This is a genomic window from Pseudotamlana agarivorans, from assembly GCF_001642835.1.
GTDB lineage: Bacteria > Bacteroidota > Bacteroidia > Flavobacteriales > Flavobacteriaceae > Pseudotamlana > Pseudotamlana agarivorans.
The window spans coordinates 149,772-169,252 of the sequence record NZ_LXEI01000008.1 but is presented as its reverse complement, the minus strand read 5'-3'; the positions used below and the strand labels follow the sequence as shown (position 1 = coordinate 169,252).

The window sequence follows — 19,481 nt, the reverse complement described above, 5'->3', positions numbered from 1 at the left end:
TTAAACCATTATACAGGCATGGCTTCCATGCGTGTTGTAATTTCAGAAAAGTAAACATCCTCTAAATTTGCAACAGAAGGTTTGAACGAGAGATCTGGTTGATTGTCACTTAAAACATGAATGACCGTTTGACCACTTTTAAGATAAGTTGAGATAACTTGAAGTTCTTTTTGGTAATTAACCAGGTCTGCTTTTTCAATAGTTTTCTCCCAAATACGACCTTTTACAGCTTCGGTTAGAGTTATAGGATTTCCTTTAATAACCACCTCTCCTAAACAAATGATAGCCATACTGCTACATAAGTTTGAAATGTCTTCAACGATGTGTGTGGATAAAATTATAATAGTGTTTTCGCCTATTTCACTTAATAAATTGTGAAACCTAACACGTTCGGCAGGGTCTAATCCAGCTGTAGGTTCATCCACAATAATCAATTTAGGATTACCAATTAGGGCTTGGGCAATACCAAAACGTTGTTTCATACCGCCAGAGTAGCTTCCCAAGCTTTTATTTCTAAATTGCCACAAGTTGGTTTTATTAAGTAGAGATTCTACCAATTCTTTACGTTCTGCTTTGTTTGAAACACCTTTAAGAGTTGCAATATGATCAAGCATGTTGTAAGAACTAATTTTGGGATAAACGCCAAATTCCTGAGGTAAGTATCCTAATATTTTTCTAACCTTTTCTTTCTCGTTCAATACATCAATGTCGCCTAAGGTTACCGTGCCAGAATCTGCTTGTTGAAGAGTAGCCAAGGTGCGCATTAATGACGATTTCCCTGCGCCATTAGGTCCCAATAAACCAAACATACCTGCTGGAATGTCAAGAGATACATTTTTTAAGGCTTGAACTCCATTGTGATAGGTTTTACTTAAATTACTAATTTGTAAATTCATATGTAAAGAGCTTGAGTGGTTAATACATTAATATTGGTTTTAAAGTATTGAATTGGTGTGATTTGTGAAAATAAATGGGATGATTAGCTTTATTTGGCGGTTTAGAAGTTTAAAATGAGGTTTTTTTAAAAGTTTTTCATAAAAAAACCACCTTGTATAAACAAGGTGGTTTAGGTTGTTAAATGGTGATTTATTAAAAAAAACTTAATTTATCTTAACAAGTTCGACATCAAAAATAAGAACGGCTCCAGGAGGAATACTTCCCTGTCCAGTGTTTCCGTAAGCTAAATGAGCAGGAATGTACAAGGTTGCATTACCACCTTCATTAAGCAAGGATACTCCTTCCGAAAATCCATTTATGAGATTAGTTAAATCGAAAGTCACTTCAGAAGCGCTTTTATCAAATTCTTCACCATCTATAAAGTATCCTGTATAAGTTACGCTTACAATATCGGTATCTTTAGCTTTATTTCCCGTTCCTTGGTTGTGAATGGTATAGTATAGGCCGGAATAGGACTTAGTAGCGTTTTCTATATCGTTTTCTTCTAAGTAGGCTTTAATCTCTTGCTCGTTTTCGGTAGTATAGTTTACGTAAATGAGTTCGACATCAAAAATAATGACAGATCCTCTTGGGATGTCTCCTGAATCTTCATCGCCGTAGGCCAAATGAGCAGGGATAATTAAAGTCCCTTTTCCACCTTCTTTCATGTACCCAAGTCCTTCAACCATACCTTTGATAAGGTAGTTAAGTTGAATAGATATACCTTCTTCATTTTCTTCGAATACGGTACCATCGGTAAAGTACCCTTTGTATGCAACCTTTACACGGTCGTCGGCTTGTGGTACTGCTCCTGTTCCTTGGTCTTCAATAATATAATATAAACCAGTACCACTTTTTCTTGCATCTAGGTTGTTTTCACTGAGGTAAGCTTGAATTTCTGCATCATTTTCAGCCGAATAATCTTTTGGTGCCTCGTCTTTTTCACAGGCTGTAAAAAGTACAAGGGCACAAATAAATAGGAATTGTTTCATGGGGATTATTTTGTGTTATTAATTAGGGGGTGTCTTAATAGCGGAATTATTAAACGTTTTAGTCTGCTTTATTAAAACGTAGGGTTTCATGACCTTCCGAATCATAAAAATAAAGCGTTAAACCGTCTCTTTTATAGGTTGTAGAAAGGGTTAAAGCTTTGCTAAAACGATCAGGAACTTCCATATTGGGACACATTTTTCTTGTCATGGCAATAGGGCCCAACGCTATGGTGTTCGTGTTAAGTTTTTTGATGCTTCCCGAAAAATTATTACAACCATCGGTACCTGAAATCATGAGTTTGGCGATGTTGATTTCTATATAAGGCACGTCAATGTTATCGGTTTCAATGGCGTTGCCTTCAATATGTGTTGCTGCCCAAATGTCGTTTAATATCATTCTAGGGTCTGCTTTTTTCTCCAAAACTTTTACCAGTTTGTATTTAATAGATGAAGCGTCGGCAGGAACATCTTTTGCTTCCAAATGGGTTTCTGAAACTTCTAATTTTTGAAGTAAACCAGGTTCAAAGTTAAAGCCTTCAATAGTACTATAGAAGTAAGTCCATTCGGCATTTTCAATATCCTCACCTTTATAAATTTGTAGGCATTGTGCTTTCCCAGCTCCAGCATCACAGTCTGCTTTCATACTGTTTACCCAAAAGCTAGTGTTTTCAGTGTCGTTAGAGCTGCAAGACGTGCTTAAAATAGTCAATAGAATGACTGTAGAAATGGTTTTAATCAATTTCATAGATACAATTTTTTATTAGATGTTATATGTTGTAAAAGGTTGCGTAAAGATTGAAAAATTATTCCTTAATAAAATCATAAAAAAACCACCTTGCATCAACAAAGTGGTTTTTAGGGTTTTATTTCCGCGAAAGCGCTAGAATGCTATTTTTAATTAAAAAGAATTCTAGCTTAACAGCGATCTTATTTAATCATTTCGTAGCTACGTTTAATGAAGTTTGTAAGCTCTTCACCTTTTAGTAGGCCTTGAGATAAACGTGCTAAATCTAAACTCTGATTAATTAAGCGTTCTTGTTTGTCTTTAGCTTCCGTATTTAATATTTCTCCAACTAAGTTAGAGTTCGTATTAACCACCAAGTTGTACATTTCCGGCATATTACCGAACATGTTCATACCGCCTCCGCCTGTAGCTTGCATTTCTTTCATACGACGCATAAATTCTGGTTGCGTGATGGTAAAAGGCGACTCAGCGCTGTCCATAGCTTCTAATTGTACGGTGAATTTTTCAGAAGGAATCACTTCTTTTAATAACTCGTCTAAAGCTTTCGTTTGATCTTCATTTAATTTAGAGATGGTATTTTCATCTTTCTTAATTAGATTATTGATATGATCGCCATCAACACGAGCAAAAGTAATGTTCTCTTTCGTGCCTTCTAATTTCTGAATTAAGTGCGAAATGATTGGTGAATCTAACAACAATACTTCGTAATCTTTGGCTTTAGCCGATTGGATGTAACTGTGTTGTGCATCTTTATCTGAAGCGTAAAGAATCACTAACTTACCATCTTTATCGGTTTGATTGGCTTTAATTTTATTGAAAAGCTCTTCGTAAGTGTAGAATTTACCATCAACTGTAGGGTATAAAGCAAAGGCTTCAGCTTTTTCGAAGAATTTCTCTTCAGAAAGCATACCGTATTCAATGACGATTTTAATATCGTTCCATTTCGCTTCAAAATCTTCACGATTAGCATTGAAAAGAGACTTTAACTTATCGGCAACTTTTCTAGTAATGTATGATGAAATCTTTTTAACAGCCCCATCGGCTTGTAAATATGAACGCGATACGTTTAACGGAATGTCTGGCGAATCGATAACACCACGTAACATGGTTAAAAATTCAGGAACAATACCTTCAACATTATCCGTTACAAAAACTTGGTTTTGGTACAGTTGAATTTTGTCTTTTTGCATTTGCATGTCGTTCGACAATTTAGGGAAGTATAAAATCCCTGTTAAGTTGAACGGATAATCAACATTTAAGTGGATGTTGAATAAAGGCTCCTCGAATTGCATCGGGTACAATTCACGGTAAAAACCAGTGTAATCTTCATCTTTTAAATCTGCTGGCTGCTTTGTCCAAGCAGGATTCGGGTTGTTAATAATGTTGTCAACCGTAATTTTTCTGTGAGGTTCGGTAGTTTCTTTACCGTCTTCACCTTTTACAGTTTGTGGTTCGTGCTCAGGATCGTTAATTTCCTTAGTTCCAAATTTAATTGGCACTGGCATGAACTTGTTATATTTTAAAAGTAACTCGCTAATCTTGCTGTCTTCTAAAAACTCGGTTGAGTCTTCAGCGATATGAAGGATGATTTCGGTACCTCTATCGGTTTTATCAGCAGGTTCTAAAGTGAATTCTGGCGATCCGTCGCAAGTCCAATGTGCTGCAGGCTCGTCTTTGAAAGATTTGGTGATGATTTCAACTTTTTCAGCCACCATAAAAGCTGAGTAGAAACCTAGTCCGAAATGACCAATAATACCTGAATCTTTAGCTGAATCTTTGTATTTGTCTAGAAACTCTTCAGCTCCAGAAAAGGCTACTTGGTTAATGTATTTTTCTACTTCTTCAGCAGTCATACCTAAACCTTGATCGATAATGTGAAGTTTTTTACCTTCTTTATCAATTTTAACTTCAATTTTAGGATTGCCATATTCAACTTTGGCTTCACCAATATTGGTTAAGTGTTTTAATTTTAAAGTGGCATCTGTCGCATTACTAATCAGCTCACGTAAAAAGATTTCGTGATCGCTGTACAAGAATTTTTTAATGAGAGGAAAGATATTCTCTACCGATACATTAATGTTTCCTTTTGTCATGATAAATAGTTTTAATTTTTGTGCCCTCGGAGGAGGGAATCTTTTGATTATTTTTTATTCCCTTTAAAAAAGGAATCTAATTCATTTATAGTTTTATTACTGTACTCCAACAGACAACAAAAATGCCAATTGGGTAAATATGACAAACTGACACAATTTGAAAGGAAATAATAGCTTAACTCTGGTATTATATTCGAGAATCATGGTATTATTTTGTATTTTGCTTAGCAATACTAAGATTTTCGCTTACGCGGAAATGAAAAACTTTGCTAAATATGTACAACTCTAAAATAATAGGATTAGGAAAATATTTGCCTGAAAATGTGGTGACTAATCACGAATTGTCTAAACTCATGGATACCAATGATGAATGGATTCAGGAGCGAACAGGTATAAAAGAACGTCGTTGGATTCCTGAAGGAAGCGAAGATACATCGGCTGTTATGGGGGCGAAGGCCGCTAAAATTGCTATTGAACGTGCAGGCATAACAAAAGATGATATCGATTTTATTGTGTTTGCAACCCTTAGTCCAGATTATTATTTTCCGGGTTGTGGCGTGCAAATTCAAGATATGTTAGATATGCCAACCGTAGGCGCTCTAGATGTTAGAAATCAATGCTCCGGATTTGTTTATGCCATATCGGTGGCCGATCAATTTATAAAAACGGGCATGTATAAAAATGTGCTGGTTATTGGTGCAGAATATCATAGTAATGGTTTGGATAAAACCACACGAGGACGTGGGGTTTCAGTGATTTTTGGTGATGGTGCTGGCGCCTGTGTGTTGTCTCGAGAAGAGGATAATTCAAAAGGTATTTTATCAACACATCTACATAGTGAAGGTAAGTACGCCGATAAACTTATTGTAGAATCGCCAAGTATTGCACATTGGGTACCTGAGATTTTAGAATCTGATGGCGAAGATATTTCATACTTCCCTTATATGGATGGTACCTTTGTGTTTAAACATGCCGTGGTACGATTTAGCGAAGTGATTATGGAAGGCTTGATTAAAAACGGTATGAAAAAAGAGGACATCGATTTGCTTATTCCACACCAAGCCAATTTGCGTATTGCGCAATTTATTCAAGGTAAATTCGGATTGCAAGATGAACAGGTTTTCAATAACATTATGAAATATGGTAATACTACAGCCGCTTCCGTAATTATTGCGCTTACTGAAGCCTGGGAAGCTGGAAAAATTAAAGCAGGTGATAATGTGGTGCTCGCTGCTTTTGGTAGTGGTTTTACATGGGCGAGTGCTATAATAAAATGGGCTTAACCACTAAAAATATAAAAGCCCGAACGGTGCATTCGGGCTTCTGTAGCTATTAATCAACTTCAATTAACACTTAAAGTGAAAAATCTTATTGCTTAGACGTAGAAATTGTTTGTTCATTTCGTAACCTGTTGATTTTTAACGAATTTTAACATAAAAGAAAAGCTCGGAAATTTTTTCCGAGCTTTATTATACCAATCTTTTATGACGAATTTTAATATGTGTAGATGACTAACTCTAATAATTATATTTGACTCGCTGGTTAGATTGTATGTTTTGGTAACGTTTTAACGTCTTATTTATTGTAAAAATCCTAAAAAAAATACTTTAAATTATTGTTTTCTTGATTAACGGCTGTAAAACCTGTTTAAACGTATATTTTTAATAAAAATTAATTTCACATGATGAGTAAAAAAACACTGGTAATAGGAGCTTCATTAAAATCGACTCGCTATTCATATTTGGCTGTACAACGATTAGCTTCATTGCAGGTTGAGGTTGTGGCTTTTGGATTGAAAAAAGGAGTGGTTTCGGGTGTAGAAATTGACACAGAATTAATGCCTTATGAAAACATTCACACAGTCACCCTCTATTTAAACCCAACCAGACAAAAACCGTTTTACGATTACATCATTTCGTTAAAACCAAAACGTGTTATTTTTAACCCCGGAACAGAAAACCCAGAGTTTTATAAATTACTTCATGAAGCAGGTATTTTATACGAGGTTGCTTGTACTTTGGTCTTGCTTTCTACGAATCAATATTAAACCTAGAAAGGTTAGTAAACCATTAACAATTAGAATCTCAAATCCTATTTGGTAACCATTTAGAAGCTCCATAGAATAGGCATTTATAAAATAAGATACGATTGGTGCGATTAATGCTACGATCCAAACATAACGGTCTTTAAGTTGTGTTTTAGTGAAAATGCCAAGTGCAAATAAACCTAGTAAAGGTCCGTAAGTGTATCCTGCCGCTTTAAAAAGTTCCCAAATTACAGAAACATCCTTAAAAATAGCATCAAACAACACAATGACTAGCACCAAAATAAAACTGATTAGGATGTGTGTGCGTTTTCTTATGCGTTTCTGAACTTCTTTTGGTTTTTTATCTAATTCAATAATGTCTATACAAAAGGAAGTTGTTAACGAGGTTAAAGCAGAATCTGCACTAGAGTAAGCCGCTGCGATTAAACCTAAAAGGAAAAACGAGGAAGTAACAATGCCTATTTCTGGAAGCATAGCAATGGTTGGAAATAAATCATCCTTTTTGGCGGTTATGCCATTTTGATTCGCATATTGGGTAAGTAGTAACCCTAAAACTAAAAAGAGAATATTGACAAAAATTAAAATAACACTAAAGGAAATCATGTTTTTTTGAGCTTCTTTTAGGTTTTTGCAAGTTAGATTCTTTTGCATCATGTCTTGATCAAGACCTGTCATGGTAATGGTGATAAACATCCCGGCCAGAAAACTTTTTATAAAATATTGAGCGTCGTTAGGATCGTCGAAAAAGAATGTTTTACTCATAGGACTAGTTGACACTTGACTATATATTTCCGAAATGCTATTTAAATCTAAGGCATTGGCAAGAAATGCGATAGTAACCACCACCGAAATAAGCATGAAAAGGGTTTGCAAAGTATCTGTAAATATGATGGTTTTTATACCGCCTTTAAAGGTGTATAACCATATCAAAGCTATAGTGATCATCACGGTTACAGTAAAAGGGATGCCATACTGATCAAAAACCAATAATTGCAATACTTTAGCGACCAAAAACAAGCGAAAGGAAGCGCCAACAACTCGTGAAATTAAAAAAGCTACAGCACCCGTTTTGTAGCTTACGCGTCCGAAACGATCCCTTAAATAGGTGTAAATAGAGGTTAGGTTGAGTTTGTAGTAAATAGGAAGCAAAACATAAGCGATAACTAGATAGCCAAAAAAGTAGCCAAAAACCACTTGTAAATAGCCAAATTGTTTCGTTTCTACGGCTCCCGGAACCGATATAAAAGTAACACCAGACAGTGAAGCGCCAATCATTCCAAAAGCAACCAGATACCATGGTGCTGATTTATTAGCTTTAAAAAAAGCATCATTGCTATCTTCTTTTCCTGTGAAGTAAGATATTAAGATCAAAACAACAAAATAAGCAAGTATAAGTAGAAGAATTTGAGTAGGCGTCATCACTATTTATTTTGAGCCAAAGTACAAAAAAGCATCAGATTTTATTCTTTTTTGACTTTGCTTTCAAATGTTTTAAAAAATAGTAAATTCGCAAACATGGAATTTTCATCTAAAATATTAGAGCGTGCCGTAAACGAAATGTCGCAATTGCCAGGAATCGGTAAGCGAACGGCCTTACGCTTGGTTTTGCACATGCTAAAGCAACCCAAGGAGCAAACCACCGCTCTTGTGGAGGCCTTAAAAACTATGCGTGATGATATTAAATTCTGTAAATCTTGTCATAATATAAGTGATGTTGAACTTTGTGAAATCTGTTCAAATCCCAATAGAGATACTAGTTTAATTTGTGTTGTTGAAGATGTTCGGGACGTTATGGCTATCGAGAATACAAGTTCTTTTAAAGGCTTGTACCATGTTTTAGGAGGCAAAATATCGCCTATGGATGGTATCGGTCCTCACGATTTAAATATTGAGTCTTTAGTAGATAAAGTCAAGCAAGGTGAAATAAAGGAATTGCTTTTTGCGTTAAGTTCAACGATGGAAGGCGACACCACAAATTTCTATATTTATAAGCAAATTCAAGATTACAACGTTTTTACTTCAACCATTGCAAGGGGAATTTCAGTTGGAGATGAATTGGAATATGCCGATGAGATCACCTTAAGTAGAAGTATTATTAATCGTGTGCCTTTTGAAAATTCATTAAAATCTTAATTAAACCAACCAACCAAAACTATTAAAACGATTGTTTTCAGCTCATGTAAATTGCTCGTTAAATAAGATAAACCTCTCGTGAAACTCTCCATTGTTATTTTAAATTATAATGTGCGCCACTTTTTGGAACTTTGTTTGAAAAGTGTTCAAGCTGCTACAGTTACTATACATTCAGAAATTATTGTAGTCGATAATAATTCTGAGGATGATAGCTGCCAAATGGTAAAGAACTTGTTTCCAGACGTTATCCTTATAGAAGAAAAAACAAACGGCGGCTTTTCTAAAGGGAATAATATAGGGGTAGCTCGGGCAAAAGGAGAATACCTGTGCATTCTAAATCCGGACACGGTCGTTGCTGAAGATACGTTTTTGAAATTATTAGAATTTTCAGAAACAAAAGATGACTTAGGTATTGTAGGTTGTAAACTGATAAATGGATCGGGAGTTTTTCTTCCAGAAAGCAAACGAAATATACCCTATGTTAGTGTGGCTTTAAAAAAGATTTGTGGTCATTCCAAAACCTATTATGCGAACCATGTGAGTCACGATGGAATTGGTGAAGTCGAGATACTTGTAGGGGCATTTATGTTTTTAAAACGAGAGGTTTACAATGAAATAGGAGGTTTTGATGAGGATTACTTCATGTATGGAGAGGATATCGACTTGTCTTATAGCGTGCTTCAGGCGGGTTATAAAAATTATTATTATGGTAAAACTTCAGTGATTCATTATAAAGGAGAAAGTACTTTACGAGATAAAAATTATGCGCGTCGTTTTTTTGGTGCCATGCAAATATTTTATGAAAAGCACTTTAAATCTAATGCTGTTTTTGATTTTGTAGTTTGGGTAGGGATTAAGTTTTTCTATTTATTAAGAAAGGTGCCCCATGTTAGGAAGAAACAGATTCAGGCTTATTATTTGGTGTCTAAAGCCAGAAATTTATCTTTAGAAAAGTTTCTAGATCGTCCTGTAGTTTTGAAAAGTGATTTAAAAACTGTTGAAACCGATGTTGAGGTTATTTTTGATGGAAATTTTTTAAGTTTTAAAGAAATCATTCAATTCATAGAATCTTCATTTTCTCAAAATAAAGCCCTAACTTATAAGATACTGCCAAATAATTCGGATTTTATTATAGGAAGTGACAACGGATTGGCAAGAGGAGAGATTATAAGTTTAAAGTAGTTTTTATTGCAAATAATTTAAAGAAATTCATGTGTTTTCAGTAATTTTGCAACTGAAAATTAAAAATACACTATTACGTTATTGATATGGCAAAGTTCGAGCTTAAGTTACCAAAAATGGGAGAAAGTGTTGCAGAAGCAACAATAACATCTTGGTTGAAAGAGGTGGGAGACTCTATTGAAATGGACGATCCTATTTTGGAAATCGCAACAGATAAAGTGGATAGTGAGGTGCCTAGTGAGGTTGATGGTGTTATTGTGGAGCGCTTTTTCGATGTTGATGATGTTGTGCAAGTAGGTCAAGTATTAGCAATTATTGAAACGGAAGGAGATTCTGTTTCAGACCAAGATACAAATGAAGACGATGCGCCTGTGGAGATTTCAGAAGATCAAGAAAAGGCTGTTGAAGAAATCACTCAAAGTATTACGAGTGTTCAAGAGTCAGTTAACCCTATAGTTTCTAGTGATAATAAATTCTATTCGCCTTTAGTTAGAAATATTGCTAAGGCTGAAAATATTTCACAATCAGAGTTAGATGCTATTGTAGGGACAGGAAGTGAAGGTCGTGTTACCAAAAATGATATTTTAGATTATATAAAAAATAAAGATAGTAAGCCGGTTGAAGAAAAGCCTGTGGTTCAAGCACCTGTTGCTGCGCAAAGTAAACCTGCCGCTAAAGCAATTCCTAAGGTAGCTTCTGTTATTTCTAGTGGTGAAGATGAAATCATAGAAATGACTAGAATGGGCAAACTGGTTGCAAATCACATGACCGATTCGCTTCAAACGTCAGCACATGTACAAAGCTTTATCGAGGCCGATGTGACTAATGTTTGGAATTGGAGAAAGAAAGTTAAAGATAATTTCATGAAGCAAGAAGGTGAAAACTTAACCTTTACACCAATCTTCATGGAAGTTATAGCTAAAGCACTTCGCGACTATCCCATGATGAATATTTCTGTAAAAGGAGATACCATTATAAAAAAGAAAAATATCAATTTAGGTATGGCAGCGGCCTTGCCAGATGGTAATCTTATTGTACCTGTTATTAAAAATGCCGATCAGCTTAACCTTGTAGGCATGACAAAGCAGGTAAATGATTTGGCTAATCGCGCCAGAGAAAATAAACTAAAACCAGACGAAGTTCAAGACGGAACCTACACGGTTACTAATGTTGGGTCTTTTGGTAGTATCATGGGGACGCCTATTATTAATCAGCCACAAGTTGGTATTTTAGCCCTAGGTGCCATTAGAAAAGTGCCGGCGGTAATTGAAACTCCTGAAGGCGATTTCATAGGTATTCGTTATAAAATGTTCCTATCTCATTCTTACGATCATCGCGTAGTAAACGGTGCCTTAGGTGGTATGTTTGTTAAAGCTGTTAAGGATTATCTAGAAGCTTGGGATGTTAATCGAGTGTTGTAATAACGATTATAAATAAACTATTGAAAAACCTAACCGTTAAACGGTTGGGTTTTTTTATTTTTGTAGAGTACCCAATCGTATTTAAAATTACTATAGATAATAATTCATGGAATTAAACCTTAAAAAACCCATTTGTTTTTTCGACTTAGAAACAACAGGGATTAATATAACCTCCGACCGTATTGTAGAGATTTCAGTACTTAAAGTGTTTCCAAATGGAAATAAAGAAAGTAAAACCTGGTTGGTAAACCCTGAAAGACCAATACCTGCTGAGGTGACTGCCATTCATGGGATTTCCGATGAAAAAGTGGCTAACGAACCTACTTTTAAGGAATTAGCCAAGGAAGTTTATAATATGATAAAGGATTCCGATTTAGGAGGGTTTAACTCTAATCGCTTCGATATTCCGCTTTTAGCTGAAGAAATGTTACGTGCAGAAATCGATTTTGATATGCGAAATCGTTTAGCTGTAGATGTTCAAACTATATTTCATAAAATGGAGCAGCGTACATTAAGTGCCGCTTATAAGTTTTATTGTGATAAAAATTTAGATGATGCGCATAGTGCTGAAGCTGACACCAATGCTACCTACGAGGTGTTAAAGGCTCAGTTGTCAAAATACGACAGCTTAGAGAACGACACGAAGTTTTTGGCAGAATTCAGTTCTAGAAAAAAGTTTGCCGATTTTGCAGGTTTTATCGCTTTTAATAAAAACGGCGAAGAGTGTTTTTCTTTCGGAAAGCATAAAGGTAAACTGGTAACCGAAGTTTTAGAAAAGGAGCCTGGGTATTTTGGATGGTTATTAAATGCCGATTTTCCATTGTATACTAAAAAGGTATTAACAGCCATCAAGCTTAGAAATTTTAACAACAAATTGGGGTAGTAGATCATTAACAATTTGACTTACTCCATAAACAATAATCAATAATTCATAATCAATAATCTGAGTGAAACTTATCTGCATCGGACGTAATTACGCCGAACACATCAAAGAGTTACAAAATGAAAAGCCCAGTGATCCGGTTATTTTTATAAAACCAGATACCGCCATTCTACTTAAAAAACAACCATTTTTTATTCCAGATTTTTCTGATGATGTACATCATGAGGTGGAGGTGTTGGTAAAAATAAATAGGGTAGGGAAGCATATCGATAAGAAATTTGCGCATAAATATTATAATGAAATAGGCTTGGGGATTGATTTTACTGCCCGAGATTTACAGAGTCAATTAAAAGCAAAAGGTTTGCCTTGGGAGAAAGCGAAATCCTTTGATGGGGCAGCTGTAGTAGGGCGTTGGATTCCAAAAGCCGAACTTCCAGATGTAAACAATATTGCATTTTGTTTAAAAAAGAACGAAAATATTGTTCAAAATGGAAATACAAACCTCATGCTTTGGGAAATCGATGAAATCATAGAATATGTGTCTAAATATTTCACATTAAAGATAGGAGATATTATCTTTACCGGTACCCCAGCAGGCGTAGGTAAAGTTTACGCAAATGATAAGTTAATAGGATTCTTAGAAGACAAAGAAATGTTTTCAATAACAGTTAAGTAAATGGAACAACATTACAAATTATTTAGGGTACGAGAATTAGCAGACAATGATGAAGATTTTATAGCGGCTTTGGCAGATGCCTTTTTAGGTGAAGTGCCAGAGGATGCTGAAAGATTGAAAGTTGCTGTTACTAATAAAGATTATTACAATGCCTATCAGGCAGCTCATAAAATGAAGCCAACAGTCGATCTGTTCGAATTAGGGGTTTTAGAAACACTAATTGAGGTTCAAGATTGGGGCAAGTTCGAGAAAAAAGATCAAGATATCACTGAACAATTAAATATTGTCTTAACAGCTGTCGAAAATGCTGCGGCTGAATTAAAGGCGGATTTCAATTTATAAATGAATACATGCTAGCAGAAATAATAACCATAGGTGACGAGCTTCTTATAGGTCAGGTTATCGATACAAATTCTGCTTTTATAGCCAAGCAACTCAATAAAATAGGGGTTTCGGTATATCAAATCACCTCCATTCAAGATGATAAAGGGCATATATTACAAGCTCTTGAAGATGCTGAAAACAGAGTCGATATTATTATACTTACCGGAGGATTAGGTCCTACAAAAGACGATATTACTAAAAAAACCATAGCAGAGTATTTCAATGATACGTTGGTTTTAAATACTTCTGTGCTCGAAAATATAGAGTCGATTTGGAAACAACACGTTAGAACACAATTGCTTCAGGTTAATCGAGACCAAGCCTTGGTGCCATCAACGTCTAAAGTTTTAATGAACACGCTAGGCACGGCTCCTGGCATGTGGATGGAAAAAGGAGAAAAGGTTTTTATTTCTCTTCCAGGTGTGCCTTATGAAATGGAGTACCTCATTGAACATGAAGTGGTTCCTCATTTAAAAAGTAAATACAATTGCCCATATATTCTTCATAAAACCTTATTGGTTTATGGCTTAGGAGAAAGTGCTTTAGCCGAACGTATTGAGGCTTGGGAAGATGCGCTACCGTCACATATAAGGTTGGCCTATTTACCAAGTTTGGGTTTAATGCGATTACGATTATCGACCAAAGGGTTTGATAAAAAAGTATTGATTCAAGACGTACAAAGTCAGATTGATGCCGTTATACCTCTAATTCAAGAGGAGTTTGCAGGTATAGAAGATAAAGAAGGCTCGGTAGAGATTATAATCGCTAAACAACTCACCAAGCAAGGTGAAACCTTAGCCATTGCTGAAAGTTGTACTGGAGGTGCTGTGGCCGAGAGATTTACGGTAAATCCAGGTGCTTCGGCTTACTTTAAAGGCGGACTGGTGACTTATTCAACACAATCAAAAATTAATGTATTAAAGGTTTCTGAAGAAGAAGTTAATACACATTCTGTTGTAAGTAAACAGGTTGCAGAAAGTATGGCGAGAAATGCACGCGAATTATTTCAGTCAGATTACGCGATTGCAACAACAGGTAATGCAGGACCTAAAAAAGGCGATTCAGAGGCCGAAGTTGGTACTGTTTTTATTGCTGTGGCGACTCAAAATGCCGTTTATTCTCAGGAATTTAACTTTGGAAATTTAAGAATTAAGGTCATAAATAAGGCGGTAAATAAGGCCTTGGAAATGCTTTTAAAAGAAATTTTTAAAAATTGATTAAGTTTCTGTTGTTAGAATATAAATTAGTTGTATATTTGCACCTCGATTTTAAGCAACAAAGAAATTAAAGTTATATAGAAATGTCAAGAGTTTGTGAACTAACAGGAAAGAAGGCGATGGTTGGAAACAACGTGTCTCATGCATTAAACAGAACTAAACGCAAGTTCAATGCGAATTTACTAAAGAAACGTTTTTACATTCCAGAAGAAGACAGCTGGATAACTTTAAAGGTTTCTGCATCTGCTTTAAAAACCATTAATAAAGTTGGTATATCTGCAGCGATTAAAGATGCGAAATCTAAAGGATTTTTAAAATAATAGCTGTATTTAAAAGTAAAAAGACATGGCAAAGAAAGGTAACAGAATACAAGTAATTTTAGAGTGCACAGAGCACAAAGAGTCTGGACAACCAGGAACTTCTAGATATATTACTACGAAAAACAAAAAGAACACGCCAGATAGAATGGAGATTAAGAAATTTAATCCAATTCTTAAGCGTATGACAGTTCATAAAGAAATTAAATAATTAGACATTTTTACATTGTTAAAAATGCCAAATAAAACCAAATAGGTCATGGCAAAGAAATCAGTAGCATCATTACAAACAGGATCTAAAAGATTAACTAAAGCAATAAAGATGGTAAAGTCTCCTAAAACTGGAGCTTACATGTTTGTTGAATCTATCATGAGTCCAGAAGAAGTTAACGACTTTTTAGCTAAAAACTAAAACGTAGCGTTTCAAGATATTATAAGCTGCTTTCTTTACGAAAGCAGCTTTTTTATTTTTATATTTGAAATGATTTTCGATGTTTCTGACATATTAACAGTTTGTTTAAAATGGTAAGGAAATTGACAAGAATACAGCAGGTAACATCAAAAGTGGATTTTAAAATAAGCTTTTTGTAGCCATCTAATTAAACAATGAACCGCAAAGCAATATGAGTTTTTTTAAAAAAATATTTTCCTCAGAAAAAAAAGAAACCTTAGATAAAGGATTAGAAAAGTCAAAATCTAGTTTTTTTGATAAATTAGGTAAAGCTGTAGCAGGGAAGTCTAAAGTCGATGATGATGTTTTAGATAACCTTGAAGAAGTTTTAGTTTCTAGTGATGTCGGTGTAAATACGACGCTTAAAGTTATTGAGCGAATCGAAGAACGTGTTGCTCAAGATAAATATTTAGGCACCGATGAGCTTAACAAAATATTGCGAGAAGAAATTGCGGGACTTTTAAGTGAAACCAATTCTGGTGAAGACACAGAATACACCATCCCTGAACTTCCTAAACAACCGAATGGTTCAAAAACACCTTATATCTTAATGGTTGTTGGTGTTAATGGTGTTGGAAAAACGACTACTATTGGTAAGCTGGCTTATCAGTTTAAAAAACAAGGTTTAAAAGTTGTTTTAGGAGCAGCTGATACCTTTAGGGCGGCAGCTATAGATCAACTACAAGTTTGGGCAGATCGTGTTGATGTACCTATGGTACGCCAAGATATGGGAAGTGATCCAGCTTCTGTGGCTTTCGATGCTTTACAATCTGGTGTTAATCAAGGTGCCGATGTTATTATTATCGATACAGCAGGCCGTTTGCATAATAAAGTAAACTTAATGAACGAATTGTCTAAAGTGAAACGTGTCATGCAAAAAGTAATTGGCGATGCGCCTCATGATGTTTTATTGGTTTTAGATGGTTCTACAGGACAAAACGCTTTCGAGCAAGCTAAGCAATTTACGGCGGCTACAGAAGTGACTTCATTAGCAGTAACCAAACTAGATGGTACTGCCAAAGGTGGTGTCGTTATCGGTATTTCTGATCAGTTTAAAATTCCAGTTAAATATATCGGAGTAGGCGAGGGTATTGAAGATTTACAGGTTTTCAATAAATTCGAATTCGTCGACTCTTTTTTTAAGTAACAATATTCCTGCGAAAGCAGGAATCTCATCAGTTTTAGGTTTTAACACTAAGTTACTTTAAGGAAAACTTCTGTATGCCATAAGCTTTATGCGTTATACCTAATGCCTACAGTATTTTCAGCCCCTGCATCTTTGAATCTTTGAGTCTCTGTAACTCTGAGTCTTTGAGACTCTGAATCTTTGGCACTTTGCTACGCAATATCCTAAATCATTCCGTATCTTTGCGCCCTCATTTATTCAAGTTATGCGTACAAAAACTCTAAAGAAAAATAAAATAAACGTGGTTACTCTAGGTTGTAGTAAAAACGTTTACGATAGTGAAGTCCTAATGGGGCAATTAAAAGCTAGCGGTAAAGATGTTGTGCATGAAGAAGAAGGCAACGTTGTTGTGATTAACACCTGTGGTTTTATAAATAATGCCAAGGAGGAAAGTGTGAACACTATTTTAGAGTACATGCAGAAGAAAGAGGATGGTGAAGTCGATAAAGTTTTTGTTACAGGCTGCTTAAGTGAGCGTTATAAACCAGATTTACAGAAGGAAATTCCTAATGTGGATCAGTATTTTGGAACTACCGAATTACCTGGTTTATTAAAAGCTTTGGGTGCCGATTATAAGCATGAGTTGATTGGTGAGCGTTTAACCACGACGCCTAAAAATTATGCTTATTTAAAAATTGCCGAAGGATGTGATAGACCATGTTCTTTCTGTGCCATTCCAATTATGCGTGGTAAGCACAAAAGTACACCTATTGAAGACTTGGTTGTTGAAGCCGAAAAATTAGCGGCAAACGGCGTTAAAGAATTGATTTTAATTGCTCAAGATTTAACGTATTACGGATTAGACTTATATAAAAAACGTAACCTTGCCGAATTACTTGAAGCCTTGGTAAAGGTTGAAGGTATCGAATGGATTCGTTTACATTATGCATTTCCAACAGGATTCCCTATGGATGTGTTAGATATCATGAATCGTGAACCAAAGGTTTGTAACTATTTAGATATTCCATTACAGCATATTTCAGATGATATACTGAAGAGTATGCGTCGAGGAACCACTAAGGATAAAACAACAAAGTTAATTCAAGAATTTCGTGCTAAAGTGCCTGAAATGACTATTAGAACGACATTGATTGTAGGTTATCCAGGTGAAACTGAAGCGAATTTCCAAGAATTAAAACAATGGGTAAGCGATATGCGTTTTGAGCGTTTAGGCTGTTTTACTTATAGTCACGAAGAGAATACACATGCTTATAATTTAGAAGATGATGTTCCTGAAGAAGTGAAAATAGATCGCGCTAATCAAATCATGGAAATTCAATCTCAAATTTCATGGGAGCTGAATCAACAAAAAATAGGGCAGGAGTTTAAAGTGGTTATCGATAGAAAAGAAGGTAATTATTTTGTGGGACGTAGCGAATTCGATTCGCCTGATGTAGATAACGAAGTTTTAATTGATGCGACTAAAACCTATTTGAAAACCGGTGAGTTTGCTAAGGTTAAAATTATAGAAGCTGAAGATTTCGATTTATACGGCGAGGTAATTTCTTAGTAAATGCTTATGCGCTGTCATGCAGAATGAGGTACGACTGAAGCATCTTATCCCTAGAAGTTTTCAAGGTCTTCCAGCGGAGTCGAGAAGTTTTGTTAAATTGAAGCTATAATGTTCTCGACTCTGCTCGAACCCCCTATTAAAGGAGGTAAGTTTTTATCTACATAACTCGCGGCTACTGTCATTTCGACATTAGTTGAAATCTTCTCGTTAACGAATATCCTAGTTTTAAAAGAGGTTTCTCACTGCGTATCGGAATGACAACAACACAAGAAGTGTAGAGGGGTCACTTTAATTTTTTAATGGAGAACCTTTTGAGTTAATTGAATTTCGGTCATTACCTATTCCAAAACATCAAAATCATAAATATTCTTATCCAAAAGGTGAGAAGGCGAAACATTCTGCAAGGCATTCAGCATAACGGAACTTCTGTCAGGAAATTCATTTTCCCATTGACTAATCATTTCCTTTACTTTTTTACGCTGCAAATTTTCTTGAGAACCACATAAATTACAAGGAATTATAGGGAAGTCCATATGCTGGGCATAAACTTCAATGTCTGATTCTTTACAAAGGGCTAACGGACGTAATACAATTAAATCGCCAGCATCATTTTTAAATTTCGGAGGCATGGACTCTAGTTTGCCGGCAAAAAAGAAATTCAGTAAAAACGTTTCAATAATATCATTTCTATGATGGCCTAACGCTAGTTTATTGCAGCCTAAATCTTTTGCGGCTTCATAGAGGGTGCCACGTCGTAATCTGGAGCAGAGGCTGCAGGTAGTTTTCCCTTCAGGCGTCTTTTCCATTACCACCTTATAGGTGTTTTTTTCAATGATTTTATAAGGTACACCCAGATCCGTTAAATATTCAGGAAGTACATGTTCAGGGAAACCTGGTTGTTTCTGATCTAAATTCACAGCTATAATTTCAAAAGAAACGGGAGCCACCTTTTTAAAGTGCAACAACATTTGAAGTAAGGTGTAACTGTCTTTTCCGCCAGAAAGACATACCATAATACGATCGCCATCTTCAATCATTGTATATTGTTTGATGGCCTCGCCTGTTGCGCGATGTAATTTTTTAGTAACCTGTTCTATACTTTCCATCTTGCAAAAGTATTACTTTATGTCATATTCTGGAATTATAAATAACAACTAAATTTCACTAAAATATGATGTTAACATCAACTTAAAATGTAGCTTTGATTTATGTTGTTAACTTATGATTTCAATGTGAAAAGCAGTATTTTGCTTTGCTGCTTTTTTACAGTACTTCACTTAAATTATAAATGCTAAAACAACTTGT

20 protein-coding genes are annotated in these 19,481 nt (G+C 35.3%); 14 read left to right on the top strand and 6 right to left on the bottom strand.

From position 1 onward, the window contains the following. Positions 1-8: 8 nt before the first annotated feature. The 4 genes from A6I66_RS10200 to htpG form a co-directional block, all read right to left on the bottom strand. Complete coding sequence (locus A6I66_RS10200) at positions 9-896, bottom strand: ABC transporter ATP-binding protein (protein WP_067148736.1); 888 nt, start codon at positions 894-896, stop codon at positions 9-11. A 204-nt stretch (positions 897-1,100) separates the two neighbouring features. Next, positions 1,101-1,928 (bottom strand): FKBP-type peptidyl-prolyl cis-trans isomerase, encoded by an 828-nt coding sequence (locus tag A6I66_RS17055; protein ID WP_067148733.1) that lies wholly within the window; start codon positions 1,926-1,928, stop codon positions 1,101-1,103. 58 nt (positions 1,929-1,986) lie between these two features. After that, positions 1,987-2,673: a DUF4377 domain-containing protein gene (locus tag A6I66_RS10190; RefSeq protein ID WP_067148730.1), complete on the bottom strand. Its 687-nt coding sequence runs from the start codon at positions 2,671-2,673 to the stop codon at positions 1,987-1,989. A gap of 182 nt (positions 2,674-2,855) precedes the next feature. Then, entirely contained in the window at positions 2,856-4,766 is a 1,911-nt protein-coding gene (gene htpG, locus A6I66_RS10185) for a molecular chaperone HtpG (protein ID WP_067148727.1), read from the bottom strand. Positions 4,767-5,041: 275 nt separating this feature from the next. Between htpG and A6I66_RS10180 the strand changes: the two genes are divergently transcribed. Then, entirely contained in the window at positions 5,042-6,049 is a 1,008-nt protein-coding gene (locus tag A6I66_RS10180) for a 3-oxoacyl-ACP synthase III family protein (RefSeq protein WP_067148725.1), read from the top strand. Positions 6,050-6,450: 401 nt separating this feature from the next. Further along, entirely contained in the window at positions 6,451-6,813 is a 363-nt protein-coding gene (locus A6I66_RS10175; RefSeq protein ID WP_067148722.1) for a CoA-binding protein, read from the top strand. Here A6I66_RS10175 and A6I66_RS10170 read toward each other — a convergent pair. Further along, complete coding sequence (locus A6I66_RS10170; RefSeq protein WP_067148719.1) at positions 6,763-8,232, bottom strand: sodium:solute symporter; 1,470 nt, start codon at positions 8,230-8,232, stop codon at positions 6,763-6,765. The genes A6I66_RS10175 and A6I66_RS10170 overlap by 51 nt on opposite strands. 96 nt (positions 8,233-8,328) lie before the next feature. Between A6I66_RS10170 and recR the strand changes: the two genes are divergently transcribed. From recR to rimO, 12 genes are all read left to right on the top strand, one after another. Next, positions 8,329-8,946 carry a recombination mediator RecR gene (recR, locus tag A6I66_RS10165; protein WP_067148716.1) on the top strand — a complete coding sequence of 206 codons (618 nt, stop codon included), beginning with the start codon at positions 8,329-8,331 and terminating at the stop codon, positions 8,944-8,946. A 78-nt stretch (positions 8,947-9,024) separates the two neighbouring features. Continuing rightward, a complete protein-coding gene (locus tag A6I66_RS10160; RefSeq protein WP_067148713.1) occupies positions 9,025-10,128 on the top strand; it encodes a glycosyltransferase family 2 protein in 1,104 nt (367 codons plus the stop codon). A gap of 86 nt (positions 10,129-10,214) precedes the next feature. Further along, positions 10,215-11,549, top strand: coding sequence for a dihydrolipoamide acetyltransferase family protein (locus tag A6I66_RS10155; RefSeq protein WP_067148711.1), 1,335 nt, complete (start codon positions 10,215-10,217; stop codon positions 11,547-11,549). Between the two features lie 106 nt (positions 11,550-11,655). Continuing rightward, positions 11,656-12,432 carry a 3'-5' exonuclease gene (locus tag A6I66_RS10150; RefSeq protein ID WP_067148708.1) on the top strand — a complete coding sequence of 259 codons (777 nt, stop codon included), beginning with the start codon at positions 11,656-11,658 and terminating at the stop codon, positions 12,430-12,432. 64 nt (positions 12,433-12,496) lie between these two features. After that, positions 12,497-13,108, top strand: coding sequence for a fumarylacetoacetate hydrolase family protein (locus A6I66_RS10145; protein ID WP_067148706.1), 612 nt, complete (start codon positions 12,497-12,499; stop codon positions 13,106-13,108). Further along, positions 13,109-13,450, top strand: a complete 342-nt coding sequence (locus A6I66_RS10140; protein ID WP_067148704.1) for a hypothetical protein — start codon at positions 13,109-13,111, stop codon at positions 13,448-13,450. It begins immediately after the preceding gene. Positions 13,451-13,458: 8 nt separating this feature from the next. Further along, positions 13,459-14,709 (top strand): competence/damage-inducible protein A, encoded by a 1,251-nt coding sequence (locus tag A6I66_RS10135; protein WP_067148701.1) that lies wholly within the window; start codon positions 13,459-13,461, stop codon positions 14,707-14,709. Positions 14,710-14,792: 83 nt separating this feature from the next. Continuing rightward, complete coding sequence (rpmB, locus tag A6I66_RS10130; RefSeq protein WP_067148698.1) at positions 14,793-15,029, top strand: 50S ribosomal protein L28; 237 nt, start codon at positions 14,793-14,795, stop codon at positions 15,027-15,029. A 25-nt stretch (positions 15,030-15,054) separates the two neighbouring features. Further along, entirely contained in the window at positions 15,055-15,237 is a 183-nt protein-coding gene (gene rpmG, locus A6I66_RS10125) for a 50S ribosomal protein L33 (protein ID WP_007648529.1), read from the top strand. 48 nt (positions 15,238-15,285) lie between these two features. Beyond that, entirely contained in the window at positions 15,286-15,438 is a 153-nt protein-coding gene (locus A6I66_RS10120) for a DUF4295 domain-containing protein (RefSeq protein ID WP_067148695.1), read from the top strand. Positions 15,439-15,649: 211 nt separating this feature from the next. Next, complete coding sequence (gene ftsY / locus A6I66_RS10115) at positions 15,650-16,624, top strand: signal recognition particle-docking protein FtsY (RefSeq protein WP_067148692.1); 975 nt, start codon at positions 15,650-15,652, stop codon at positions 16,622-16,624. Positions 16,625-16,868: 244 nt separating this feature from the next. Next, positions 16,869-18,173: a 30S ribosomal protein S12 methylthiotransferase RimO gene (gene rimO, locus A6I66_RS10110; protein ID WP_067148689.1), complete on the top strand. Its 1,305-nt coding sequence runs from the start codon at positions 16,869-16,871 to the stop codon at positions 18,171-18,173. 341 nt (positions 18,174-18,514) lie between these two features. On the opposite strand, the gene ttcA is transcribed toward rimO, so the two are convergent. Continuing rightward, entirely contained in the window at positions 18,515-19,282 is a 768-nt protein-coding gene (gene ttcA / locus A6I66_RS10105) for a tRNA 2-thiocytidine(32) synthetase TtcA (protein WP_067148686.1), read from the bottom strand. Positions 19,283-19,481 lie beyond the last annotated feature (199 nt).

Coding starts and splice junctions, on each gene's coding strand:
- A6I66_RS10200 (WP_067148736.1), bottom strand. CDS start 896: ATGAATTTACAAATTAGTAATTTAAGTAAAACCTATCACAATGGAGTT.
- A6I66_RS17055 (WP_067148733.1), bottom strand. CDS start 1,928: ATGAAACAATTCCTATTTATTTGTGCCCTTGTACTTTTTACAGCCTGT.
- A6I66_RS10190 (WP_067148730.1), bottom strand. CDS start 2,673: ATGAAATTGATTAAAACCATTTCTACAGTCATTCTATTGACTATTTTA.
- htpG (WP_067148727.1), bottom strand. CDS start 4,766: ATGACAAAAGGAAACATTAATGTATCGGTAGAGAATATCTTTCCTCTC.
- A6I66_RS10180 (WP_067148725.1), top strand. CDS start 5,042: ATGTACAACTCTAAAATAATAGGATTAGGAAAATATTTGCCTGAAAAT.
- A6I66_RS10175 (WP_067148722.1), top strand. CDS start 6,451: ATGAGTAAAAAAACACTGGTAATAGGAGCTTCATTAAAATCGACTCGC.
- A6I66_RS10170 (WP_067148719.1), bottom strand. CDS start 8,232: ATGACGCCTACTCAAATTCTTCTACTTATACTTGCTTATTTTGTTGTT.
- recR (WP_067148716.1), top strand. CDS start 8,329: ATGGAATTTTCATCTAAAATATTAGAGCGTGCCGTAAACGAAATGTCG.
- A6I66_RS10155 (WP_067148711.1), top strand. CDS start 10,215: ATGGCAAAGTTCGAGCTTAAGTTACCAAAAATGGGAGAAAGTGTTGCA.
- A6I66_RS10150 (WP_067148708.1), top strand. CDS start 11,656: ATGGAATTAAACCTTAAAAAACCCATTTGTTTTTTCGACTTAGAAACA.
- A6I66_RS10140 (WP_067148704.1), top strand. CDS start 13,109: ATGGAACAACATTACAAATTATTTAGGGTACGAGAATTAGCAGACAAT.
- A6I66_RS10135 (WP_067148701.1), top strand. CDS start 13,459: ATGCTAGCAGAAATAATAACCATAGGTGACGAGCTTCTTATAGGTCAG.
- rpmB (WP_067148698.1), top strand. CDS start 14,793: ATGTCAAGAGTTTGTGAACTAACAGGAAAGAAGGCGATGGTTGGAAAC.
- rpmG (WP_007648529.1), top strand. CDS start 15,055: ATGGCAAAGAAAGGTAACAGAATACAAGTAATTTTAGAGTGCACAGAG.
- A6I66_RS10120 (WP_067148695.1), top strand. CDS start 15,286: ATGGCAAAGAAATCAGTAGCATCATTACAAACAGGATCTAAAAGATTA.
- ftsY (WP_067148692.1), top strand. CDS start 15,650: ATGAGTTTTTTTAAAAAAATATTTTCCTCAGAAAAAAAAGAAACCTTA.
- rimO (WP_067148689.1), top strand. CDS start 16,869: ATGCGTACAAAAACTCTAAAGAAAAATAAAATAAACGTGGTTACTCTA.
- ttcA (WP_067148686.1), bottom strand. CDS start 19,282: ATGGAAAGTATAGAACAGGTTACTAAAAAATTACATCGCGCAACAGGC.